This is a genomic window from Variovorax sp. GW821-FHT09D07 (assembly GCF_059416345.1).
Genome location: NZ_JBWKOY010000014.1, coordinates 97,567 through 118,724 on the forward strand (window position 1 = coordinate 97,567; position 21,158 = coordinate 118,724).

The window sequence follows — 21,158 nt, forward strand, 5'->3', positions numbered from 1 at the left end:
TGGGAGGGAAAGAATCAGTAGCGCGGCACGCTCGGGTCGTGCTGCGCGGACCAGGCGTCGATGCCCCCCGCCACGTTGGCGAGCGAGTCAAAGCCGTTCTGGTGCAGAAAAGCGGCCACGCGCTGGCTGCGGGCGCCGTGGTGGCACAGGCAGGCGATGCGGGGCGCGGGCTGTCCGTCGCCGGCGGCGAGTTCGGCCAGCCGGCCGGGGATCTCGTTCATCGGGATCGCGACCAGCGTGAAGCCCTGCGGCGCGACGCTCGCCGTCTGCAGCTCCCAGGGCTCGCGCACGTCGAGCAGCACGGGGGCGGCGTCGGCGTCCTGTGCGAACCAGGCGGCCAGGTCGGCGGGGCGGACTTGATCGATCATTCGGTGGGCCGCTCGGTCAGAAGGCGAAGCGCGAGGGCTCGGGGAAGTTCAGCAGGCGCGGCGCCACGGTGTCCCAGGGCTGGATCGTCTCCCACTTGCTTTCGCTGGTGCGGGTCACGAAATGGGCGCGCATCATGGGCTCGTCGCCGACGATGGCCGACAGGCGGCCGCCGACCTTGAGCGAACCGAGCAGGTTCTGCGGAATGCGCGCAACCGAGCCGCTGAGCACGATCACGTCGAAGCTCGGGCCGCTGGCCAGCGGCACGGCGCCGTCGGCGTGGCGCACTTCGACGTTCGTCACGCCGTTGCTGCGCAGCGTGTCGGCGGCGCGGGCGGCCAGCACGGGGTTGATCTCGAGCGACAGCACCTGGGCCGCGCGGGCGCCGAGCAGGGCGGCCATGAAGCCGGAGCCGGTGCCGATCTCGAGCACCGATTCGTGCTTCTGGATGTGCAGGTCCTGCAGGGTGCGGGCCTCGACCTTGGGCGACAGCATGAATTCGCCGGGCACTGAGCCGTCGAGCAGGGGCAGTTCCATGTCGAAGAAGGACAGCGTGCGGTGCGCGTCGGGCACGTAGTCTTCGCGGTGAATCTCGGCCAGCAGCTCGAGGATGTCCGACTCCAGCACGTCCCAGGGACGGATCTGCTGTTCGATCATGTTGAAGCGCAAGCGCTCGAGGGTGGGCGTGGGGTTCATGGCGTGGCTTTCCTTGAAGGCTCTGGACGGGACAAACCTTCAATTTTAGGTCGCGCCGATGACGCCACCGCGCCAGTCGGCCATCCGGCGGGCGTCATGCGGGGCTCCCGGGGCGCACGCACAGGCCGTGAAGCACGGTTTCGCACTGGGTGGCGATGAATTTTTCGGGGTCGAGCGTGCTCACGCCGTCGACGCAGACCATGGCCGAATGCTTCCAGAGCATGAGGAACACCATGGGGGCGACCACCGAATAGATGGCGTGGTCGATGTCCATTTGCACGAACTCGCCGCGGTCGATGCCGCGTTGCAGGATGCGCCGCAGCAGCTCGTGGCCCGGGCGCACCACCTGCTCGCGGTAGAACTCCGCCAGCTCGGGAAAGTTGCCGCCTTCGCTCATCATCAGCTTGGTCAGGCCCGAGGCTTTGGTCAGGCCGACGCGCTCCCACCAGACGTTCATGCAGTAGCGCAGCATCTCGGCCGTCGTGCCCTCGAAGGCCTCGAACTCGGCGTTCCACTCTGTGAAACGGCCGCCGAGGTTTTCGATCACCACGGCCTTGAACAGCTCTTCCTTGCTCGGAAAGTACAGAAAGAGGGTGCCCTTGGACACGCCGGCGCGGGCCGCCACTTCTTCCGAGCGGGTGGCGGCAAAGCCCTTTTCGACGAACAGGTCGAGCGCCGCCGCCAGCAGCTCGCCCGGACGCGCCTCCTTGCGCCGCTCGCGCTTGGACGGCAGCGGGCAGAACTTGTCGACGAGGGAGCGGGGGGAGGCCATGGTGTTAATGACTGACGGGTTAGTAATGTAGTGACCGGCATCCGGCCCGTCAAGCCGCGACAATACCGGTCCCCGCTTTTTCCAACCCACCCGGAGCCGCGCCATGTCTTCCTCACCGTCGCCCACCGAAACCATCGTGCTCGGCGGAGGTTGCTTCTGGTGCACCGAGGCGGTGTTCGACCGGGTGCAAGGCGTGCTGGACGTCGAATCGGGCTACAGCAACGGCCAGACCCTGAACCCGAGCTACGAGCAGATCTGCACCGGCCGCACCGGCCATGCCGAGGTCGTGAAGCTCGAATTCGACCCGGCGCAGATCAGCCTGCGCGAGCTGCTCGAGATCTTCTTCGTGGTGCACGACCCCACCACGCTCAACCGCCAGGGCAACGACGTCGGCACCCAGTACCGCAGCGGCATCTACACCACGAGCGACGCCCAGAAAGAGGTCGCCGACTCTGTCATCCGCGAGATCGAGGCCAGCAAGACCTACAGCTCGCCCGTGGTGACCGAAGTGGCGCCGCTGGCCAACTACTCGACCGCCGAGGCCTACCACCAGGACTACTTCCTGAACCACCCGAACCAGGGCTACTGCGCGTTCGTGGTCGGCCCGAAGGTCGAGAAGTTCCAGAAGACCTTCGCCTCGCGCGTCAAGGCCTGAGCCTCTTCTTTCACGCCCCGTGTCCGCCACCCTGCGCCAGACCCCGACCCGCATGACGCGCGCCACCCGCGCGCTCGTCGTCGCGCTGGCGTTCGCGCTCTGGTTCGCCGGCACGATGGGGCTGATGCACCGTTCGCTGCACGTGCCGGGCCTGCCCGTCGCTGCGGCGGCGGCGCAGGCACAGGCCGCGCACCGGCACGACAGCGGCCATACGCTGGCCAGCCTGTTCGGCGTGCACGACGACGCCGACTGCCGCCTGTACGACCAGCTCGCGCACGGCACGGGCATGCCCGGCGTGCCGCTGGTGGTGCTGCCGATGCTGCTGCCGGCGGCCACGTTTGCTTATCTGCAGGGCGAAGCCATCGCCCGCTGGGTCGCGCTCTTCGACGCGCGCGGCCCGCCGTCCACTCGCTGAATCCCCCGTGTTCCGGTTGCCGCACCCGCTTCGGGCGGGTGAGGGCGGCCGGTCGTTCCCCGATTCAACGAGTGTTCCTTCTTCATGACCCCCCAATTCCGTCGCAACGCCATCGGCGCTGCCGTTCTTTCGCTCGCCTCGGTGGCGAGCCTGGCCCAGACCGCCGACACCGCCGCCGCCCCGGCTGCTGACTCAGCCAGCCTGCGCGAGGTCACCGTCACCGGCAACCCGCTGGGCGCGAGCGACCTGATCGCGCCGACCACCTCGCTGTCGGGCGACCAGCTGCTGCTGCGCTCCGAATCGACGCTGGGCGAAACGCTGAACAACCTGCCCGGCGTGAGCAGCAGCTACTTCGGCCCCAACGCCAGCCGCCCCAGCATCCGCGGCCAGGACGGCGACCGCATCCGCATCCTGCAGAACGGCGGCGGTGCGCCCGACGCCTCGGCCCTGAGCTACGACCACGCGGTGCCCGTCGACGCGCTGGTGACCGAGCGCATCGAGGTGCTGCGCGGCCCCTCGGCGCTGCAGTACGGCGGCAGCGCCGTGGGCGGCGTGGTCAACGTGATCGACAACCGCATCCCGACCGAGCCCATCAACGGCTTCGGCGGCCGTGCCGAACTGGGCTACGCCAGCGGCAACAAGGAAAAGAGCGGCGGCGTGCTGCTCGAAGGCGGCAACGACCGCTTCGCCCTGCACGTCGACGCCTTCAACCGCGATTCGAAAGACATGTCGGTGCCGATCGACCTCGAATGCAGCAAGCCCGGGCGCCCGTCGCTCGCGCGCCGCATCTGCAATTCAGAGAACCAGGCGAACGGCGGCGCGGTCGGCGGCACGCTCTTCTTCAGCCAGGGCTGGATCGGTGCCTCGGCCAGCACCTACCGCAGCAACTACGGCACCGTGGCCGAGGATGACGTGACCATCGGCATGAAGTCCGACCGCTACGCGCTGGAAGGCGAATGGCGCCCGGGCGGCTTCATCCGCAGCATCCACGCCAAGGTGAGCCGCACCGACTACCGCCACACCGAGTTCGAGGGCCGCGAGGCCGGCACCACTTTCTCGAACCTGAGCAACGACCTGCGCATCGAGGCGCGGCACGAGAAGATCGGCAACCTCGAAGGCCTGGTCGGCTTCAGCCGCGAGACCAACCGCTTCGCCGCCGACGGCTCGGAGGCCTTCGCGCCGCACAGCCGCACGCGCTCCAACGCGCTGTTCCTGCACGAAGAGCTCGGCACCTCGTGGGGCCGCCTGAGCTTCGGCGCGCGCACCGAGAAGGTCACGGTGCGCTCGCTGGGCTACCCCGACGACCTGTCGGTGACGCGCTTCGCCATCGGCGAGCGCAGCTTCAACCCGCACAGCGCGGCGTTCGGCGCGCTGGTCAACCTCACGCCGCAGTGGCAGCTGACCTCGAACCTGGCCTACACCGAGCGCGCACCGAAGGACTACGAACTGCTCGCCAACGGCCCGCACGTGGCCACGGCGGCGTGGGAGGTGGGCGACCCGAACCTGGGCAAGGAAAAGTCCACCGGCTTCGATCTGGGCGCGCAGTGGAAGTCGGGCCCGAACACGGCCCGCGTGAACGCGTACGTCACGCGCTTTCGCAACTACATCGGCCTGACCGCGTCGGGCCGCACGCTCGACGAGGAAGGGCAGGTCGTCACCGACCCCGAAGCGACCGACACGCTGGCCGAGTACCGCTATGGCGGCATGCGCGCGCGCTTCACCGGCATCGAGGCCAACGGCAACCTGCGGCTGCTGGGCACCGACGGCTTCGCGCGCATGGCCGACGCGGGCACGCTCGACCTCGAATGGCGCGGCGACATCGTGCGCGCGAAGAACCTCGACACCGGCGAGCCGCTGCCGCGCATCGCGCCGCTGCGCCTGGGCGCCACGCTGGCCTACGGTAACGGGCCGTGGACCGCGCGCGTCGGCTTCGACTACAACGCGGCGCAGCGCCGGGTGCCGAGCGTGGGCGCGCGCGAGACGGACGCGTACACGCTGTGGAACGCGTCCATCAGCTACCGCATGAAGGTGCAGCGCGCCAACCTCACCTGGTACGCGCGCATGGACAACATCGGGAACACGCTGGCCTACACGCCGACCTCGATCCTGACGACCACGGTGTTCCCGAAGGCGCCGCTGCCGGGGCGTTCGCTGAAGGTGGGGCTGCGCGTCACGTTCTGACGTTCCGACCTTTTGAGCGACGGGCGCGCGCTATCCTCGCCGGGTGAATTCGTTCGTCATTTCTTCCCTGCTGCCCGTCGTTCTTCTCATTGCCGCCGGCTACCTCGCCGGACGGCGCCGGTGGATCGGCGGCAATGCGGTGAAAGACCTGTCGAACCTCATCTTCCTGCTGCTCGCGCCCGCGCTGCTGTTTCGCGCCATGAGCACGGTGCACGTGCAGGAGTTGAGCCTGAAGCCCGTGGCGGCGTACTTCATCGCCTCGGGCCTGCTGTTCGCGGCCACGCTCGCGTGGCGCGGCTTCAACCGCACGGGCGCGGTGCTCGCGCTGGCCAACACCTACAGCAACACCGTGATGATCGGCATCGCGCTGATCGGCCTGGCCTACGGCGAGCCCGGCATGGTGGTGCTGCTCACGCTGATCTCGCTGCATTCGCTCGTGCTCATGACCAGCGCCACCGTGGTGCTCGAGCTGGCCGTGGCGCGCGAGCACGCGGCGGTGAGCGGCGCCGACCGGCGCTCCATGGCGCGCACCGTGGGGCGCGCGTTGCGCAACGCCATCATCCATCCGGTGCCGCTGCCCATCATCGCGGGCCTTCTGTTCGCGCAGACGGGCCTCGTGATGCCCGAGGTGATCGACAAGCCGATCCAGCTGCTGGGCCAGGCCTTCGGGCCGGTCGCGCTGGTGATGGTGGGCATCACGCTCGCGCTCACGCCCATCGGGCGCCACTGGCGCGGCGCGCTGGTGCAGGCGCTGGTGAAGAACCTCGTGCACCCGCTGCTGGTGGCGCTCATCGGCTGGCTGCTGGGCGTGCGCGGCATTCCGCTCACCGTGATGGTGGTGGCGGCGGCGCTGCCGATCGGCGCCAACGTGTTCCTGTTCTCGCAGCGCTACCGCAGCGCCGAAGACCTGGTCACGGCCAGCGTCGCCGTGTCGACCGTGCTGGCGCTGGGCACGCTCACCCTGGTCATGGTCTGGGTGCAGTGGTTGCCCTGACGGCCCTCATTTCTTCCGCGCCTTTCGCGAACTTTTGCCCGACTGAGCGACAGCGCTAGCCCTATGCCGTTTGGCAGGGGTGGCCGTTTGGTGGGCTGGCGAGCGGCGTTCGCGCCCCTACATTTGCCGGCTGATGACGATCTACCCGGCGCGTGTTTCGCCCCTTGCCCTTGCAGTGACGGCGGTGGTCGCGACGGTGATCGCGCTGCACGGCGCACGCGCGCATGCGGCAGGCGAGGCCAAGCCATGCCGCACGCCCTGCCTGGCCGTTCCCGTGCCGGTTGAGGCGCCGCCGGCCAGGGACGCGGAGCCCAAGCCCGCCGTCGTGCGGCCCGCGCCGAAGCCGCGCCCGCAGATCACCGCCACCGCAGCCCCGGCCCCGGCGCCCGAGGCGCATCGCGAACCCGTCGAGCGGCGCCCCGCGCCATCGAAACGCTGCAGCGAGATCAACATGCGCGCCGCCGTGGGCGAGCCGCTGTCGGACCAGGACATGACCATTTTGAGGAGCCAGTGCTGATGACCACGACCACCACGAACACCGCCGTCCCCCGAACCCTGTGGCGCGTGCTGGCGCTGTGCACCGCCGCGCTGCTGGCCGCCGCCTGCGCGCACCGCCCCGCGCCCAGCAGCGCCATGCCCTTCGACCAGGCCGTCACCCAGGCGGTCGACGACCTCATGGTCCAGACCCAGAAGCTGCCGGCCTTCCTGGCCAAGGTGGAGTCCACGCTGACGCAGCGGCGCATCGTGATCGACCCGCTGCTCGAAGGCGCCAGCGGCCAGCAGACCGAGGTGACGCGCGTGGCCGAGCAGCGCATCGTGCAGCGCATGCAGGCGCAGTTCAAGCAGTTCACCGTGACGCCGTTCAACGCCAACGAGATCGGCAACGCGCAGTACGTGCTCAACGGCACGCTGGTGCGCGACAAGGACGCCTCGGGCGCGCCGTACCGGCTGAACCTCGCCATGACCGAGATCAAGAGCGGCATGGTGATCGCGCAGTCGGTGGCGCGCATCAGCGATGCCTCGCTCGACACACGGCCCACCGCCTTCTTCCGCGACAGCCCCGTGAACGGCAAGGACCGCGGCGTGGAGGGCTACATCCGCACCGCCGAGACGCCGGCCGGGCAGGCCGCCGACGCGCTGTACCTGGAGCGCCTGCCGACCGCCACGGTGCTGCAGGAGGCCACCGCCGCCTACGAGGCCGGCCGCATGAGCGAGGCCCTGAGCCGCTACGAGGCCGCGTCGAAGCGCGCCGACGGCCAGCAGCTGCGCATCTACAGCGGGCTGTACCTCACGCAGTCGCAGTTGGGCCGCACGGCCGATGCCGAGCGCACCTTCGGCACGCTGGCGCGGCTGGGGCTCGAGAGCAACAACCTGAGCGTCAAGTTCCTGTTCAAGCCGGGCTCGACCGACTTCCTGGCCGACCCGAAGATCAGCGCGGCCTACCCGATGTGGCTGCGCCAGATCGCGCGGCAGGCGGCGCAGATCGAGTCGTGCGTGGTGGTCACGGGCCACACGAGCCGCACGGGCTCGGAGGCGGTCAACGAGCGGCTGTCGCTGCAGCGCGCGACCAGCGTCAAGGCGCGGCTGGTGGGCGAGGCGCCGCCGCTGTCGAAGAAGCTGCGCGAAGCCGGCATGGGCTTTCGCGAGAACATCGTCGGCACGGGCGCCGACGATGCGAGCGACGCGCTCGATCGGCGCGTCGAATTCAAGGTCGCGACTTGCGAGGCTTGAGCCAGGCTTAAGGGGCCAGGCGTTCGCGCACCCAGTCCGCGCCTTCGAGCCGGTAGCGCAGCCGGTCGTGCAGCCGGCTCTTGCGGCCCTGCCAGAACTCCCAGCGGTCGGGCACCAGCCGGAAGCCGCCCCAGTGCGGCGGCCGCGGCGGCGAGAGCAGGTGCCTGGCGGCGTAGACGGCGGCGTTCTTCACCAGCACGTCGCGCCCGCTGATCACTTCGCTCTGCGGGCTGGCCCAGGCGCCGATGCGTGAATCGAGCGGGCGGCTGGCGTAGTAGGCGTCGCTCTCCTCGGCACTGACGCGTTCCACGCGGCCTTCGATGCGCACCACGCGCTCCAGTTCGACCCAGTGGAACTGCAGCGAGGCATACGGGTTGCCCGACAGCTCGCGGCCCTTGCGGCTGTCGTAGTTGGTGTACCAGACGATGCCGCGCGCGTCGTAGCCCTTGATGAGCACGATGCGGCTGGACGGCCGCAGGTCGCTGCCCACGGTGCACAGCGTCATCGCATTGGGCTCGGGGATGTGCGCGTCGACGGCCTCGGTGAGCCAGCGCTCGAACTGCTGGATCGGGTCAGCGGCGCTGCGGGTCTCGTCGAGCTCGGCGCGCTCGTAGCTCTTGCGCAGCGCGGCCAGCGCGTCCTTGGAAAGAGGGGAAGAAGTCATGCCGGGATTGTTGCGCACATACTTCGCCCATGACGACGACAGAGGCGAACTCCCCGACCGTGATCGTGCTGGCCTCGGGCCGTGGCGAGCGTTTCATCGCGGCCGGCGGCACGGGCTCCAAGCTGAAGGCGCTGCTCGCGGGCCGGCCGGTGCTCGAGCGCACGCTCGACGCGGTGCGCGCGAGCGGCCTGCCGTGGCACCTGGAAGACGCGGGTCACCCCGGCATGGGCGATTCGATTGCCGCGGCCGTGCGCGCCACGCCCCACGCTGCGGGCTGGCTGATCCTGCCGGGCGACCTGCCGTTGGTGCAGCCCGCGACGCTGCGGGCGGTGGCCGCCTCGCTCGGCGGGCGGGTGAATGCCGTGCAGCCGGAGTACCGGGGCGAGCGCGGGCATCCGGTGGGCTTTGCGGCGGGCTGCTGGGCGCAGCTGGCGGCGCTGGAGGGGAATCTGGGCGCATCGTCCGTCCTGCGTGCGATGCGTGCCATCGATTCGGTCATCGATCTGGCCGTGGACGATGCCGGCGTCGTGACCGACATCGACACGCCCGAGGCCCTGGCGCGGGCCGAGGCGCTCTGGCAGGCGCGCGTGGGCGCCTGACCATTCACACTTTTTGCTTAGTTCTGGGCAACGACCGCGCAGAGCACGCGCGGGCCGGAATTGCCGGCGGGCTGCGTCGTGAAGTCGTCGCGGTCGCGGTGCACCACGAGCGCACGGCCGCGCACGTTGTTGGCGGTGCCGTCGGTCAGCGAGATCGCGTGGTTGTCGACGCTGAAGCGCGCCACGCCGCTGGCATCGGCCACGAGGCTGGGCAGCTCGCCGGCATGGCTGCCGGGCGCGGAGAACTTGCCGTGCGTGCCGCCGGCCGGGTTGAAGTGGCCGCCCGAGGCGTTGCCGTTGTTGCCGCAGTCGCCCTTTTCATGGATGTGGAAACCGTGCTCGCTGCCCGGCGCCAGGCCGCGCACCTCGCCGGACACGCGCACGCCGTGGTCGAGGGCGGTGAGCGTCACCGAGCCGCGCGCGGGGTTGGGCGTGACGGCGGCGGTCGGCGTCAGCTCGACTGTGGTGCTCGGCTTGCCGCCCATGCTGCCGCAGGCGGCGAGCACGGCAGTGGCGAGGAGGGCGGTGCCAGTGGCGAGGAGACGGCGATGGATCATTGGTTTTCCTTGTTGATGAACGGGGTGGAGGGTTGAGAGGACGCGGTGTCCGAAGACCCCGCAACGTATACCGGAGCCGGGGCTGTCCCGCAATCGGCGGGTGTCTGAAATGGCGGCTCGGTGGCCAGCGCCACCAGCCGGGCCAGCGCCGCGTCGTGGATCGCGTGGCGCTGCAGCTCGAGCAGGGTCTGGCGCGCGTAGTCGAGCGAACTGCCGTAACGGCCCACGGCATTCGCGAAGATGTGGCGGTAGCGCTCGTCGCTGAGCTCGCCCGTGAAGTTGGGGCTGCGTCGCGACAGCGTGAAGGCCAGCGCGCGCACCGACCCTTCGGCGGTGCCGCATTGCAGCCACTTGGGGTCGTACACGCCGGTCGGCATCTCGCGCAGCCAGAGGCGCTTCAGCGTCTCCAGGCCCTCGGCCTTCGGCACGCGGAACACCACGCCTCGGCAGCTGCCGCCCGAGAGCAGCCCGAACACCAGGCCCGGCGTCTGCACGCTGCCGCGGTTGACGCGGCTCCACATCTTGAGCGCGCGGTGCCAGCCGTGCACCGAGGCCGCGCGCCGTTCCGCAAAGCCGAACTCGGGCCGCCAGATCAGCGAGCCGTAGCCGAACAGCCAGAGATCGTCGCGCCCGCCCCAGTCGGCGATCGCGCGTTCCAGCATCGGCTGCGGGTCGCGCAGCGGACGGGGCATGGGGTCGAGCCCCGGCGGACCGGGGTCCGGCGCGACGGCTGACACGGGGGTGTCGGGGGTGGCGCCTACAATTTCGTGATCATGGTTCACCGCACCATTATTTACCGACCCCTTTCCTACGGAGACCGCGCTTCCATGAACAACGACGACAGCCAGCAGAATTTCGCCCTCGGCTTCCTGGTGGCATTGATCGCGCTCGTGATCATGTTCGTGATCGGCGTTGCCTTCTGGCACAAGGGTCTGGGCGCGACGGCCGCGCAGGCCAAGCCCGCTGTCGCGGCTTCGGCTTCGGCTTCAGCGGCGCCGGGCGGCGCGGTGCAGGTGACCGAAGTCACCGAGACCGTCACCGTGGTGATCCCCGACGGCGCGAGCATCCGCGTGGTCGGCGGCGTGGTGAACTTCTACTTCGCGACCGGCAGCGCCGACCTCGCACCGGGCGCCGCCGAGGCGCTGGCCCTGGTCATCAAGGGCGTCGAGGGCGGCCGCAAGGCGGTGGTCTCGGGCTTCCACGACGCCACCGGCGATGCCGCCGTGAACGAGGAACTGGCCAAGAAGCGCGCCCAGATGGTGCGCGAGGTGCTGGCAGGCCTGGGCGTGCCGGCCGAGAAGATCGACCTGCAGAAGCCCGCCGTCACCGCCGGATCGGGCAACAACGCCGAGGCGCGCCGCGTCGAGGTCCGGCTGATCGACTGAGCGATCCGGCCTTCCGCATCCCCCCATCAAAAAACCCGGCATGGCCGGGTTTTTTTGTGCCTGCACGCGGCCGGGTGCATGCCTGAGTAATTTCGTATCGTTCTGCGGCCGGATTTCATCGGGGCGTCGCGCTCGAATTGGTACGATGGGCCTCCAGGCCCACAGTCGCGCCGGCGACACGCAGCAAGAGCCAACTTCCCCATGAGCAGCACACACCCCACCGTCCGCGACGTCACCGATCGCATCCGCGCGCGCAGCCGCGACACGCGCAGCACCTACCTCACGCGCCTGGCCGAGATCCGCGCCCGCGACCGCGGCTCCGACCGCATGGGCTGCGCCAACGTGGCGCACGCCGTGGCGGGTATCCCGGCCAACGACAAGTTCAAGGTGGTGGCCGAGCGCGCGCCCAACCTGGGCATCGTCACCGCCTACAACGACATGCTCTCGGCCCACGCGCCGTACCAAGGCTACCCGGACATCATCAAGCACGAGGCCCGCCGCCACGGCGCCACCGCGCAGGTCGCCGGCGGCGTGCCCGCCATGTGCGACGGCGTCACGCAGGGCACGCCCGGCATGGAGCTGAGCCTGTTCAGCCGCGACCTGATCGCCATGAGCACCGCCGTCGCGCTCACGCACGACATGTTCGACGGCGCGCTGATGCTCGGCGTGTGCGACAAGATCGTGCCGGGCCTGCTGATCGGCGCGCTGCACTTCGGCCACCTGCCCACCGTCTTCGTGCCCGCCGGGCCGATGCCCTCGGGCCTGTCGAACACCGCCAAGTCGAAGGTGCGCGAGCAGGCGGCGCAGGGCCTCGTGGGCCGCCAGGGCCTGCTCGAGGCCGAGATGGCCGCCTATCACACGGTCGGCACCTGCACCTTCTACGGCACCGCCAACAGCAACCAGATGCTGCTGGAGGCCATGGGCCTGCACGTGCCCGGCACGGCCTTCATCCAGCCCGGCGACGCCATGCGCGAGACGCTCACGCGCGAGGCCGTGCGTTCGGTGCTCGGCAAGGCGAGCGACGCGGCCTTCAACTGCCCGCCCATCGGCGAGATGGTCGACGAGCGCTGCATCGTCAACGCCATGGTCGCGCTGCTGGCCACCGGCGGCTCCACCAACCACCTGATCCACTGGGTGGCCGTGGCGCGCGCTGCCGGCATCCTCATCGACTGGGACGACTTCTCCCAGCTGTCCGACGTGGTGCCGCTGCTCACGCGCGTGTACCCCAACGGCAGCGCCGACGTGAACGAGTTCCAGGCCTGCGGCGGCCCGGGCTTCGTGATCGGCGAGCTGGTCGAGGCCGGCCTGATGCACGCCGACGTGCTCACGGTGCGCGCCGGCGGCATCCGCGAATTCGCCAACATCCCGTCGCTGGCCGGCGAGAACACGCTGCAATGGACGCCCGCTGCGCCGCTGCAGAAGGAAGCCGTCACGCGCCCGGTGGCCAGCCCCTTCAGCGCCACCGGTGGCCTCAAGCTGCTCAGCGGCAACCTGGGACGCAGCGTGATCAAGGTGTCGTCGGTGCCCGACGACCGCCACATCATCGAAGCGCCCGCCCGCGTGTTCGACTCGCAGGCCGCGCTGCAAAAAGCGTTCACGGCCGGCGAGCTGGAGCGCGACGTGGTCTGCGTGGTGCGCTGGCAGGGCCCGCAGGCCAACGGCATGCCCGAGCTGCACAAGCTCACGCCGCCGCTGTCGGTGCTGCAGGGCAAGGGCTTCCGCGTGGCGCTGGTGACCGACGGCCGCATGAGCGGTGCCTCGGGCAAGATCCCCGCGGCCATCCACGTGTCGCCCGAAGCCGCTGCCGGCGGCCCGCTGGCCAAGGTGCGCGACGGCGACCTGATCCGTCTCGATGCCGTAGCGGGTACGCTCGCCGTGTTGCTGCCCGAAGACGAATGGGCCGCGCGCGAGACCGCGACGCTGTCCGACGCACAACGCATCGCGGACGGCCACGGCCTGGGCCGCGAACTGTTCGCCGGCATGCGCCGCAACGCACTGACCGCCGAAGAGGGCGCCTGCACCTGGATGTGACGGGGCCCACGCGGGCCGCAAGAAACTTTTGGAGCCATGAGATGACAGACAGACTCACCCCCCTCGACGTGATGCGCGACGCACCCGTCATTCCGGTCATCGTGCTGAACGACGTGAAGCACGCCGTGCCGCTGGCGCGCGCGCTGGTCGCAGGCGGCATCCGCATGCTCGAAGTCACGCTGCGCACGCCGCAGGCGCTGCAGTGCATCGAGGCCATCGCCAGGGAAGTGCCCGAGGCCGTCGCCGGCGCGGGCACCATCCGCAGCGCGGCCGACGCACAGGCCTCGGCGCTGGCCGGCGCGAAGTTCGGCGTGAGCCCGGGCTACACGCGCGCGGTCGGCAAGGCCTGCCACGACCTCGGCCTGCCGCTGCTGCCCGGCGTGGCCACCGGCAGCGAGATCATGACGGCGCAGGAAGACGGCTACACCCAGCTGAAGTTCTTCCCCGCGCTGCAAGCGGGCGGCCTGCCGATGCTCAAGGCCTGGCAGGGCCCGTTCGGCGACGTCACCTTCTGCCCCACGGGCGGCATCCATGCGGGCAACGCGGCCGAGTTCCTCGCGCTGTCGAACGTGGCCTGCGTGGGCGGCTCGTGGATCGTGCCGACCGACGCCATCCGCGACGGCGACTGGACCCGCATCGAGCAACTGGCGCGCGCCGCGAGCCAGCTGCCGCGCTGAGCATGTCGGCCGATTTCGACGCGGGCGACCTCAAGGTCATCGCGTTCGACGTGTTCGGCACGGTGGTCGACTGGCACAGCGGCATCGCGGCCGAGGTCGAGCGCGTGCTGCCCGGCGTGGACGGCGCGGCCTTTGCGCTGGCCTGGCGCGCCGGCTACCAGCCCGCCATGAAGGCCGTGATGGAACGCATCGCGGCCGGCGAGGGCGGCTTCACGCTGCTCGACGAGCTGCACCTGAGCATGCTCGAACAGGTGCTGCACGACTTCAGCCTGGCCGACCACCTCGACAGCGCCGCCAAGCGCGACCTGAGCCGCGCCTGGCACCGCCTGCCGGCCTGGCCCGACGCGGTCGAGGGGCTCACGCGGCTCAAGAAGAAGTTCACCATCTGCACGCTCTCCAACGGCAACATCGGCCTGCTCACCGAGATGGCCAAGCGCGCCGGCCTGCCCTGGGACTGCGTGCTGTCGGCCGAGGTGTTCAAGGCCTACAAGCCCGACCCGCGCACCTACCTCGGGGTGGCGGGCGTGTTCGACGCGACGCCGGGGCAGGTCATGCTCGCCGCGGCGCACCACGACGACCTGGCGGCCGCGCGCGTGTGCGGCCTGAAGACGGCGTACATCGAGCGGCCCCACGAATTCGGCCGCAACCAGCCGAAGGACGTGTCGCCGCAGCCGGACAACAGCCTGCATGTGCGCGACATCGTCGCGCTGGCCGACCGGCTGGGCTGCTGATCAATCAGTCCGTGATGAGCTTTTCCACCGTGCGCAGGTTGCGCGTGGTGGTGCTCGACTTGTAGCGGGTCTTCGCGAGCAGCTTGGCCACCGGCGTCTCCAGGCTTTCGCCGCGCGGGCACTGCCAGTACAGCACGCCATCGCCGCGCACCAGCCGCTCGACCTTGGAATCGACCGCGCCGGCCTTGTCCATGATCTCGTCGAGCATCGCGGCGTCGGAGCCGAACACGAGGTACGGGTGGTGCGTGTCGTCGATGCGTTCGAAGGGGTAGCTCGCGGCCATGTCGGCCACGCGCTGCTGTGTGAGCAGCACGATCCACGCCTCGTAGCCGAAGCACTGGCGCAGCGCCTGCTCGATGCGCGTGCGCAGCGCGGCGGCATCGGGCGCGTCGGTGTCGAACAGCACGTTGCCGCTGGCGAGCACCGTGCGCACCGCGCCGAAGCCGAGTTCGTCGACGAACAGCGCCTTCAGGTCGGCGCTCTTGATCGTGATGCCGTTGACGTTCACGCCGCGCAGCAGGGCGACGTAGCGCGTCAGCGGCGCGTCTTTCTTTTTCTTCGGGCTTGCCATGGTGTGGGGTGCGGCCCGAAACGGCTCAGCGCAGGCCGCCGCCCGCGGCGTTCTCGTTGCGTTGGATCAATTCAATCTTGTAGCCGTCAGGGTCCGTCACGAAGGCGATCACCGTCGTGCCGCCCTTGACCGGACCGGCCTCGCGCGTCACGTTACCGCCGGCGGCCTTGATCTTGTCGCAGGCCGCGTAGGCGTCGGGCACGCCGAGCGCGATGTGGCCGTAGGCGGTGCCGAGCTCGTAGCGCTCGGTGCCCCAGTTGTAGGTGAGCTCGATCTCGGCCTGGTCGGGGTTGCCGTTGCCGTAGCCGACGAAGGCGAGGCTGTACTTGTATTCGGGGTTTTCCGACGTGCGCAGCAGCGTCATGCCGAGCACCTGCGTGTAGAAGTCGATGGAGCGCTGGAGATTGCCAACGCGCAGCATGGTGTGGAGAAGTCGCATCTCGTGGGTCGTGTCGTTATGGGGGGAAGGGGGCTATTGTCGCCCTCTGCTTCTTGCGATCAAGCCGCCAGCGTCAGCAGGTGCGCCTGGTACTTTTTCAGAAAATCCATCAGATGCTGTGGGTACTCGGGCACCACCGCCGCGCGCACGCTGGGGCGCGCCGCCAGCGCATGGCGCCAGGCATTCACCTTGGGCAGCGCGTCGAACAGGTGCGAATCGCTGATCGCATCGAACACCTCGAAGTAGCGGAACACCGGTGCGAACACTGCGTCGACGAGGCTGAAGGCTTCGCCCGCGAAATAGGGGCCTTGCGCCAGTGCGGCCTCGACGCGTTCGAACTTAGCGGCCAGCGCGTCGCGCTTCTGCGCGAACACGGCGGCGTCCTGCGTGGTCTCGTAGCCCCACAGGTCGGCGAGGATGGCCGAGCCGAACTCCATCCATGCGCGGTGTTGCGCACGTGCGAGCGGGTCTTCGGGGTGCAGGCGGGCGCCGGGTTGCGTCTCCTCGAGGTACTCGCAGATCACGTTGCTCTCGAACAGCACGGCCTCGGTGCCGTCGGTGCGCTGCACCTTCAGCAACGGCACCTTGCCCAGCGGCGAGATGTCGAGAAACCACTGGGGCTTGTTCGCGAGATCGATCACGACGCGCTCGAAGGGCACGTTCTTCTCGTGCAGCGCGATCGCGGCGCGTTGCACGTAGGGGCACAGCAGGTGGCTGACGAGGGTGAGGGCCTGGGTCATGGGGCGTTCCGTCTTCGAAGAAATGGGTGGTCGGATCGCCGCGATTCTTGCGGTCCTGAACAACCTTTTCTGGAAAAGCCCATTCGGGCGCCGCCCGGTAGCTACGGCTTGGGAAAAAGGTACGCGCCGGCCGCAGGCTTGAGAAGGGGCTTGAGTTCGGTGAACGGCAGCGCCACCGTGGTGCCGAGGCAGGCGCCGAGCGCATGCGGCACGCCGCTGACCGCGACGGCCAGCGCATCGCGCCCGCGGGTGCGCTCGAAATGCAATGCCAGGTACTCGGGCCACACCTCGTCGCAACCCGTGGACTGCGGGTCTGCAGACGCGGCGGAGTGGGGCCCACGTCCCTCTGCCTTCAGCTTCTTCCCGATCAGCGCCATGAGCGTCTTGCTCGGCACGAACCCGTCCGGTGTCCTGGTGAACGTGCGGAACAGGCGATCGAAGTCGAGGTACTCGCCACGGACCAGGTCGAGCGTGTAGGGCGCGTAGTGGTTGTGGGGATGGGGGCCGCCGCAGTCAGTGCTCCCCGATTCGACGACGCTCATCAGCGTCGGGCTGAGAAAGGTGACGCGCACCGATTCCGCGTCGTAGTCACCCAGCGAGCCGGCCGCCGGGTGCGTCGCGGTGTAGAGGGTGGCCTTGCATTCGAGCGCGGCGAGGTTGAGTTGCCCATGCCTGCGCGCGAGGATGGCGTTGACTTTCTCGACCATGCGCGCATCCGGGTGTCGCGTGAGCCGCGGATAGGAAAAGCGCGTGCGCGGATCGATGACCATGCGCCATGCCACCGCTCCGCTGACGTGCTCCGCGCCTTGCTTGAACGAGGTCTGCAGCTTCAGGTGGTCGTAGGGGGCTGTCTCGATGGAAACCGGTGCGTCCGAAGCCGCGCCAGTGGTGTTGCCTGGCGGGATGGCGCGCGTCACCGGCGCAGTGGCGCCGGGACTCCGGTCTGGGTCGTACTGGCGAACCTGTCGAAGCTCGAACGCGACGTCCTTCTTGCCAGGGCCATCGCTCCAGCTTCCGGCAAAAGTGCCGTCAACCACCTGGCCGCGCCACGTCGGGCCCGGCTGCCGGGTCTGCGCATCTTCGAACAACGGCGCGTTGCCGCCTTGTGCCGCCCGGTACATCGCCTCGCCCTGGATCGGGAGGGCTTCCACGAGCTTCGTCACTGGCCCGGAGAGCGGAATGTCGACACCGTGGCGGCGATAGAAATACCGCCCACCGCCAGAAGCATTCATTTCGAGCACGACCTCGCTGGTGCCGAGGGTGCCTTGGTAGACCGTGCGGACTTCCGCCAGGGCTGGCATCGCCGACCCGAGCAACGTCGCCCATGCGAGGAGGAGTCGGGTCGCCTTGTGCATCGGAGTGCCTCCTTCTACGAGGCCGTCTCCAGCCAATGCGTGATCCGCCCGTTGTGCATCACCCCGATGCGGTCGGCCATCGCATGCGCTTCGGCCTCGTTGTGCGTGACCAGGATCGCGGTCTGGCCGGCCTTCTTCAGGATGCCGCGCACCTCGGCGGTCAGGCGCTCGCGCGTGCCGCCGTCGAGATTGGAAAACGGTTCGTCCAGCAGCAGCAAGGCCGGCGAGGGCGCCAGCGCGCGGGCCAGTGCGATGCGTTGCTGCTGGCCGCCCGACAGTTCGTGCGGGTAGCGCTCGCCGGCCTCGGCCAGGCCGACCAGCGCGAGCATCTCGGCCACGCGCGCCTGCTGCTCCGCGCGGCCCAGGCGGCGCAGGCCGAAGGCGACGTTCCTGGCGGCCGACAGGTGCGGGAACAGCGCGTACTCCTGGAACATCATGCCCACGCGCCGCTGCTCGGGCGGCAGGTGCTTCTGGGGCGACGACAGCAGCGTGTCGCCGAGGCGGATGGTGCCGGCGCGCACGGGCTCGAAGCCGGCGATGGCGCGCAGCACCGTGGTCTTGCCGCAGCCCGAGGGGCCGAACAGGCAGGCGATCTCACCCGCGGGCAGGTTCAGCGAAAAGGCGTCGACCACCGTGTGCGGGCCGCGCGGCGTGTCGTACGCGAGTTGGAGCGAGTCGAGATGAAGCGGGGAACTCATGCGGGGTCCGTGTCGGGAGGCGTCACCGCCGGCGTCGTGCCGAGCTGGTTGCGCGCCAGCAGCACCACCGGCAGCAGGCCGGCGACCACGATGGCCAGCGCGGCGATCGCGCCTTCCTCGTAGGTGCCGCGCGCGGCCTCGGCGTAGAGCCAGGTGGCGAGGGTGTCGAAATTGGCCGGGCGCAGCAGCAGCGTGGCCGGCAGCTCTTTCATGGCGTCGACGAAGACCAGCAGCGCGCCCGCCGCGATGGCGGGCTGCAGCAGCGGAAGGTGCACGCGGCGCAGCGTGCCGCCAGTGGTTTCGCCAAGCAGGCGCGAGGCCTGCTCGATGGCCGGCGGAATGCGCGCCAGCCCGGCTTCGATGCCACCCACGGGCATCGCAAGGAAACGGATGGCGCAGGCCATGACCAGCACGATGCCTGCGCCCATCAACGGCAGGCCCTGCCAGCCCATCGCGCCGGCCAGCGCCGCGTCGAAGGCCAGCGCGGGTGTCAGCAGTCCGATGGCGAGCACGGTGCCCGGCACCGCGTAGCCCAGCGTGGCCACGCGCGCCTGCCAGCGGGCGCGGTTGAGGCTCGTGCCTTGGCTGCGCGAGGCCCAGGCCACGACCAGCCCCGCCGCCACGGCCACCACCGTCACGCCCGCCGCGAGCGCCAGCGTGTTGCCCAGGCTGGCCACGAGGCCCTGCGAAATGCCGCCGCCCTGGTGCAGCCGCTTGCCGCTTTCCCAGACCAGGTACAGCGCAGGCGCGACAAAGCCGATCAGCACCGGCAGCGCCGCCGTCGCGGTCGCCGCCCAGGCCGCGCCGCCGTGCAGGCGCCGGGGCTGCACCGCGCGCATGCGCTGCGCGGAGCCGAAGCGCTGGTGCTGGCGGCCGTTGCGTTCGAGCCAGACCAGCGCCACCACCACGAACAGCATCGCGCAGGCGATCTGCGCGGCGCCGGCCAGGTCGGAGCGCGTGATCCAGGTGGTGTAGACCGCCACCGTCAGCGTGTTCACGCCGAGGAATTCGGAGGCGCCGATGTCGTTGAGCGTCTCGAGCAGCGCCAGGCTCAGGCCGACGGCCAGCGCCGGCCGCGCCAGCGGCAGCGCCACGCGAAAGAACGCGCCGCGCCGGTTCTCGCCCAGCGTGCGCGCCGCTTCCAGCAGGTGCGCCGGCTGGGTCATGAACATCGCGCGCGCCGTCATGTAGACGTACGGGTAGAGCACGAAGCCCAGCACGAAGATCGCGCCCGGCATCGAGCGCAGGTCGGGCAGGCGGAACTGGCGCGGGCTGTCGAAGCCCAGCATCCAGCGGATCGCGCCCTGCACGGGGCCGATCGGGTGAAGCAGGTCGAGGTAGGCGAAGGCGACGATGTAGGTCGGCATCGCCAGCGGCAGCAGCAGCGCCCAGTTGAGCACGCCGCGGCCGGGAAAGTCATGCGCCGTGACCAGCCAGGCGCAGCCGGTGCCGATCACGAGAACGAGGGTGCCGACGCCCGCGAGCAGCAGCGCCGTGTTGAGCGCCGCCTGCGGCAGCACGTGCGCGAACAGCGGCCCCCAGTGGCCGACGCCCGAGCCGAACGCGAGCCAGGCCAGCGTGAGCACCGGCGCGAGCACGCCGAGTGCGATCAGGAACGACGCGCAGCGCCATGCCGGGCCCGCGGCGCGCAGGCCCGGCGGCTGGCGCCGCGCAATCAGCATTCAGTTGCCGGCAAGGTGTGCCCGGCCATGCAAGGTCACTGGTCGAAGCCGACCTTGTCGACGAGGGCGCTGGCCTGCTTGCGGTACTTGGCAATCTCGGTCAGCGGCAGCGGGTCGACCTTCAGTTCGCCGATGGACTGACCGATGATCGGGTCGAGGGCCACGCCCTTGCGCACCGGGTACTCGTAGTTGGCGTCGGCGTACAGCGCCTGGGCCGGCTCCGACACCAGGAACTCGAGCAGCTTGACCGCGTTGGCGCGTTGCGGCGCGTTCTTGGCCACGGCCGCGCCGCTGATGTTCACGTGCGTGCCGCCGCTCTTGGCGCTGGCGAAGGTCGGGCGGATCACCTTGATGGCGTCGCCCCACTTGCGCGCGTCGGTGCCTTCCTTGGCGCTCTTCATCTGGCCCACGTAGTACGAGTTGGCCACGCCGATGTCGCAGATGCCGCCGAGGATGTCGCGCGCCACGTCGCGGTCGCCGCCGGTGGCCTTGCGCGCCAGGTTGCCCTTGACGCCGCGCAGCCACTGCTCGGTCTTGGCTTCGCCGTCGTGCGCGATCATCGCGGCCACCAGGGCCGTGTTGTAGGGGTGCTGGCCGGCGCGGATGCAGACCTTGCCCTTGTACTTCGGGTTGGCCAGGTCTTCGTAGCGGAAACTGGTCAGCGGCTGGTTCTTGTCGGCGTACAGCACGCGTGCGCGCAGCGAGAGCGCGAACCATTGGCCGTCGGCGCCGCGCAGGTTGGCCGGAATGGCCGACTCGAGCGCGGCCGACTTCACCGGCTGCGTCACGCCACCTTCGACGAGGTCGACGAGGTTGCCGATGTCCACCGTCATCAGCACGTCGGCCGGCGAGCGCGCGCCTTCGGCCTTCACGCGTTCCAGCAGGCCGTCCTTCACGAACACCGTGTTGACCTTGATCTTGCTCTGCGCGCTGAACGCCGAGATCAGTGGCTGGATCAGCGCCGGCTCGCGCGTCGTGTAGAGCGTGAGCTCGTCATTGGCGGCGTGCGCGGGCAGGGCGGTGAGGGCGAGCCAGGCGGCGGAAACGCCGAGGAGGGCGTGCGCCACGCGGCCCTGGGGGCCGGAACGGTCGGTCATGAAGAGGATCCTCCAGGTGCGGTGAGGTGTTCTAGAAAAGGCATCGGCGACGGCGGGTGCGTCGCTGATGAGAACAATTATCACTGACGGGGAGGGGTGGGTTTTCCTTTGGCTTACGGGTT

General features: G+C 69.8%; 24 protein-coding genes. 11 read left to right on the forward strand and 13 right to left on the reverse strand.

Features of this window, described 5'->3' with window-relative positions; translation table 11 throughout:
- Window positions 1-14: 14 nt before the first annotated feature.
- The 3 genes from AC07OX_RS30320 to AC07OX_RS30330 all read right to left on the reverse strand — a co-directional run bounded on the left by AC07OX_RS30320 (window position 15) and on the right by AC07OX_RS30330 (window position 1,834).
- Window positions 15-368 (reverse strand): rhodanese-like domain-containing protein, encoded by a 354-nt coding sequence (locus tag AC07OX_RS30320; protein ID WP_070062458.1) that lies wholly within the window; start codon window positions 366-368, stop codon window positions 15-17.
- Between the two features lie 16 nt (window positions 369-384).
- Window positions 385-1,062 (reverse strand): protein-L-isoaspartate O-methyltransferase family protein, encoded by a 678-nt coding sequence (locus tag AC07OX_RS30325; RefSeq protein WP_495263143.1) that lies wholly within the window; start codon window positions 1,060-1,062, stop codon window positions 385-387.
- Between the two features lie 94 nt (window positions 1,063-1,156).
- Window positions 1,157-1,834, reverse strand: a complete 678-nt coding sequence (locus AC07OX_RS30330; RefSeq protein ID WP_487848212.1) for a TetR/AcrR family transcriptional regulator — start codon at window positions 1,832-1,834, stop codon at window positions 1,157-1,159.
- Between the two features lie 103 nt (window positions 1,835-1,937).
- On the opposite strand from AC07OX_RS30330, the gene msrA reads away from it, so the two are divergent.
- The 6 genes from msrA (at window position 1,938) to AC07OX_RS30360 (ending at window position 7,810) form a co-directional block, all read left to right on the forward strand.
- The gene (gene msrA / locus AC07OX_RS30335) at window positions 1,938-2,489 is read left to right on the forward strand and encodes a peptide-methionine (S)-S-oxide reductase MsrA (protein ID WP_070062460.1); all 552 of its coding nucleotides are present in this window, start codon (window positions 1,938-1,940) and stop codon (window positions 2,487-2,489) included.
- Window positions 2,490-2,508: 19 nt separating this feature from the next.
- Complete coding sequence (locus AC07OX_RS30340; RefSeq protein ID WP_495263144.1) at window positions 2,509-2,904, forward strand: hypothetical protein; 396 nt, start codon at window positions 2,509-2,511, stop codon at window positions 2,902-2,904.
- Between the two features lie 84 nt (window positions 2,905-2,988).
- The gene (locus AC07OX_RS30345; protein ID WP_495263145.1) at window positions 2,989-5,085 is read left to right on the forward strand and encodes a TonB-dependent receptor; all 2,097 of its coding nucleotides are present in this window, start codon (window positions 2,989-2,991) and stop codon (window positions 5,083-5,085) included.
- 43 nt (window positions 5,086-5,128) lie between these two features.
- Window positions 5,129-6,079: an AEC family transporter gene (locus AC07OX_RS30350; protein ID WP_070062462.1), complete on the forward strand. Its 951-nt coding sequence runs from the start codon at window positions 5,129-5,131 to the stop codon at window positions 6,077-6,079.
- Window positions 6,080-6,212: 133 nt separating this feature from the next.
- The gene (locus AC07OX_RS30355) at window positions 6,213-6,596 is read left to right on the forward strand and encodes a hypothetical protein (protein ID WP_495263146.1); all 384 of its coding nucleotides are present in this window, start codon (window positions 6,213-6,215) and stop codon (window positions 6,594-6,596) included.
- The gene (locus AC07OX_RS30360) at window positions 6,596-7,810 is read left to right on the forward strand and encodes an OmpA family protein (RefSeq protein ID WP_495263147.1); all 1,215 of its coding nucleotides are present in this window, start codon (window positions 6,596-6,598) and stop codon (window positions 7,808-7,810) included. Before AC07OX_RS30355 ends, AC07OX_RS30360 begins: the two co-directional genes overlap by 1 nt.
- A 7-nt stretch (window positions 7,811-7,817) precedes the next feature.
- On the opposite strand, the gene pdxH is transcribed toward AC07OX_RS30360, so the two are convergent.
- Complete coding sequence (gene pdxH / locus AC07OX_RS30365) at window positions 7,818-8,474, reverse strand: pyridoxamine 5'-phosphate oxidase (protein ID WP_095746271.1); 657 nt, start codon at window positions 8,472-8,474, stop codon at window positions 7,818-7,820.
- A 29-nt stretch (window positions 8,475-8,503) separates the two neighbouring features.
- On the opposite strand from pdxH, the gene AC07OX_RS30370 reads away from it, so the two are divergent.
- Window positions 8,504-9,073 carry a nucleotidyltransferase family protein gene (locus AC07OX_RS30370; protein WP_495263148.1) on the forward strand — a complete coding sequence of 190 codons (570 nt, stop codon included), beginning with the start codon at window positions 8,504-8,506 and terminating at the stop codon, window positions 9,071-9,073.
- Window positions 9,074-9,090: 17 nt separating this feature from the next.
- Here AC07OX_RS30370 and AC07OX_RS30375 read toward each other — a convergent pair whose 3' ends face one another.
- Window positions 9,091-9,630 carry a superoxide dismutase family protein gene (locus AC07OX_RS30375; protein ID WP_159270842.1) on the reverse strand — a complete coding sequence of 180 codons (540 nt, stop codon included), beginning with the start codon at window positions 9,628-9,630 and terminating at the stop codon, window positions 9,091-9,093.
- Window positions 9,627-10,322, reverse strand: coding sequence for a gamma-glutamylcyclotransferase (locus AC07OX_RS30380; RefSeq protein ID WP_495263300.1), 696 nt, complete (start codon window positions 10,320-10,322; stop codon window positions 9,627-9,629). The genes AC07OX_RS30375 and AC07OX_RS30380 overlap by 4 nt, the downstream gene beginning before the upstream one ends.
- 135 nt (window positions 10,323-10,457) lie before the next feature.
- Between AC07OX_RS30380 and AC07OX_RS30385 the strand changes: the two genes are divergently transcribed.
- The 4 genes from AC07OX_RS30385 to AC07OX_RS30400 all read left to right on the forward strand — a co-directional run bounded on the left by AC07OX_RS30385 (window position 10,458) and on the right by AC07OX_RS30400 (window position 14,454).
- Window positions 10,458-11,015, forward strand: a complete 558-nt coding sequence (locus tag AC07OX_RS30385; protein WP_495263150.1) for an OmpA family protein — start codon at window positions 10,458-10,460, stop codon at window positions 11,013-11,015.
- A gap of 201 nt (window positions 11,016-11,216) precedes the next feature.
- Window positions 11,217-13,046, forward strand: a complete 1,830-nt coding sequence (gene edd / locus AC07OX_RS30390) for a phosphogluconate dehydratase (protein ID WP_495263151.1) — start codon at window positions 11,217-11,219, stop codon at window positions 13,044-13,046.
- A gap of 41 nt (window positions 13,047-13,087) precedes the next feature.
- Complete coding sequence (eda, locus tag AC07OX_RS30395; RefSeq protein WP_495263152.1) at window positions 13,088-13,723, forward strand: bifunctional 4-hydroxy-2-oxoglutarate aldolase/2-dehydro-3-deoxy-phosphogluconate aldolase; 636 nt, start codon at window positions 13,088-13,090, stop codon at window positions 13,721-13,723.
- A gap of 2 nt (window positions 13,724-13,725) precedes the next feature.
- Window positions 13,726-14,454: a haloacid dehalogenase type II gene (locus AC07OX_RS30400; RefSeq protein ID WP_447746308.1), complete on the forward strand. Its 729-nt coding sequence runs from the start codon at window positions 13,726-13,728 to the stop codon at window positions 14,452-14,454.
- Window positions 14,455-14,458: 4 nt separating this feature from the next.
- Here AC07OX_RS30400 and AC07OX_RS30405 read toward each other — a convergent pair whose 3' ends face one another.
- The 7 genes from AC07OX_RS30405 to AC07OX_RS30435 form a co-directional block, all read right to left on the reverse strand.
- A complete protein-coding gene (locus AC07OX_RS30405) occupies window positions 14,459-15,025 on the reverse strand; it encodes a DUF1697 domain-containing protein (RefSeq protein ID WP_495263153.1) in 567 nt (188 codons plus the stop codon).
- Between the two features lie 25 nt (window positions 15,026-15,050).
- Complete coding sequence (gloA, locus tag AC07OX_RS30410) at window positions 15,051-15,464, reverse strand: lactoylglutathione lyase (RefSeq protein WP_307587386.1); 414 nt, start codon at window positions 15,462-15,464, stop codon at window positions 15,051-15,053.
- A 59-nt stretch (window positions 15,465-15,523) separates the two neighbouring features.
- Window positions 15,524-16,204: a glutathione S-transferase family protein gene (locus AC07OX_RS30415; RefSeq protein ID WP_369646251.1), complete on the reverse strand. Its 681-nt coding sequence runs from the start codon at window positions 16,202-16,204 to the stop codon at window positions 15,524-15,526.
- A gap of 101 nt (window positions 16,205-16,305) precedes the next feature.
- Window positions 16,306-17,559 carry a hypothetical protein gene (locus AC07OX_RS30420; protein ID WP_495263154.1) on the reverse strand — a complete coding sequence of 418 codons (1,254 nt, stop codon included), beginning with the start codon at window positions 17,557-17,559 and terminating at the stop codon, window positions 16,306-16,308.
- A gap of 14 nt (window positions 17,560-17,573) precedes the next feature.
- Window positions 17,574-18,257, reverse strand: coding sequence for an ABC transporter ATP-binding protein (locus tag AC07OX_RS30425; RefSeq protein ID WP_495263155.1), 684 nt, complete (start codon window positions 18,255-18,257; stop codon window positions 17,574-17,576).
- Window positions 18,254-19,939 (reverse strand): ABC transporter permease, encoded by a 1,686-nt coding sequence (locus AC07OX_RS30430; RefSeq protein WP_495263156.1) that lies wholly within the window; start codon window positions 19,937-19,939, stop codon window positions 18,254-18,256. Before AC07OX_RS30430 ends, AC07OX_RS30425 begins: the two co-directional genes overlap by 4 nt.
- A gap of 35 nt (window positions 19,940-19,974) precedes the next feature.
- Window positions 19,975-21,036, reverse strand: a complete 1,062-nt coding sequence (locus AC07OX_RS30435; protein WP_062480133.1) for a Fe(3+) ABC transporter substrate-binding protein — start codon at window positions 21,034-21,036, stop codon at window positions 19,975-19,977.
- Between the last annotated feature and the right edge of the window lie 122 nt (window positions 21,037-21,158).

Bases quoted from the DNA above. Each gene is read 5' to 3' on its own strand.
- AC07OX_RS30320 (WP_070062458.1), bottom strand. From the start codon at position 368: ATGATCGATCAAGTCCGCCCCGCCGACCTGGCCGCCTGGTTCGCACAG.
- AC07OX_RS30325 (WP_495263143.1), bottom strand. From the start codon at position 1,062: ATGAACCCCACGCCCACCCTCGAGCGCTTGCGCTTCAACATGATCGAA.
- AC07OX_RS30330 (WP_487848212.1), bottom strand. From the start codon at position 1,834: ATGGCCTCCCCCCGCTCCCTCGTCGACAAGTTCTGCCCGCTGCCGTCC.
- msrA (WP_070062460.1), top strand. From the start codon at position 1,938: ATGTCTTCCTCACCGTCGCCCACCGAAACCATCGTGCTCGGCGGAGGT.
- AC07OX_RS30345 (WP_495263145.1), top strand. From the start codon at position 2,989: ATGACCCCCCAATTCCGTCGCAACGCCATCGGCGCTGCCGTTCTTTCG.
- AC07OX_RS30355 (WP_495263146.1), top strand. From the start codon at position 6,213: ATGACGATCTACCCGGCGCGTGTTTCGCCCCTTGCCCTTGCAGTGACG.
- AC07OX_RS30360 (WP_495263147.1), top strand. From the start codon at position 6,596: ATGACCACGACCACCACGAACACCGCCGTCCCCCGAACCCTGTGGCGC.
- pdxH (WP_095746271.1), bottom strand. From the start codon at position 8,474: ATGACTTCTTCCCCTCTTTCCAAGGACGCGCTGGCCGCGCTGCGCAAG.
- AC07OX_RS30370 (WP_495263148.1), top strand. From the start codon at position 8,504: ATGACGACGACAGAGGCGAACTCCCCGACCGTGATCGTGCTGGCCTCG.
- AC07OX_RS30375 (WP_159270842.1), bottom strand. From the start codon at position 9,630: ATGATCCATCGCCGTCTCCTCGCCACTGGCACCGCCCTCCTCGCCACT.
- AC07OX_RS30380 (WP_495263300.1), bottom strand. From the start codon at position 10,322: ATGCCCCGTCCGCTGCGCGACCCGCAGCCGATGCTGGAACGCGCGATC.
- AC07OX_RS30385 (WP_495263150.1), top strand. From the start codon at position 10,458: ATGAACAACGACGACAGCCAGCAGAATTTCGCCCTCGGCTTCCTGGTG.
- edd (WP_495263151.1), top strand. From the start codon at position 11,217: ATGAGCAGCACACACCCCACCGTCCGCGACGTCACCGATCGCATCCGC.
- eda (WP_495263152.1), top strand. From the start codon at position 13,088: ATGACAGACAGACTCACCCCCCTCGACGTGATGCGCGACGCACCCGTC.
- AC07OX_RS30400 (WP_447746308.1), top strand. From the start codon at position 13,726: ATGTCGGCCGATTTCGACGCGGGCGACCTCAAGGTCATCGCGTTCGAC.
- AC07OX_RS30405 (WP_495263153.1), bottom strand. From the start codon at position 15,025: ATGGCAAGCCCGAAGAAAAAGAAAGACGCGCCGCTGACGCGCTACGTC.
- gloA (WP_307587386.1), bottom strand. From the start codon at position 15,464: ATGCGACTTCTCCACACCATGCTGCGCGTTGGCAATCTCCAGCGCTCC.
- AC07OX_RS30415 (WP_369646251.1), bottom strand. From the start codon at position 16,204: ATGACCCAGGCCCTCACCCTCGTCAGCCACCTGCTGTGCCCCTACGTG.
- AC07OX_RS30420 (WP_495263154.1), bottom strand. From the start codon at position 17,559: ATGCACAAGGCGACCCGACTCCTCCTCGCATGGGCGACGTTGCTCGGG.
- AC07OX_RS30425 (WP_495263155.1), bottom strand. From the start codon at position 18,257: ATGAGTTCCCCGCTTCATCTCGACTCGCTCCAACTCGCGTACGACACG.
- AC07OX_RS30430 (WP_495263156.1), bottom strand. From the start codon at position 19,939: ATGCTGATTGCGCGGCGCCAGCCGCCGGGCCTGCGCGCCGCGGGCCCG.
- AC07OX_RS30435 (WP_062480133.1), bottom strand. From the start codon at position 21,036: ATGACCGACCGTTCCGGCCCCCAGGGCCGCGTGGCGCACGCCCTCCTC.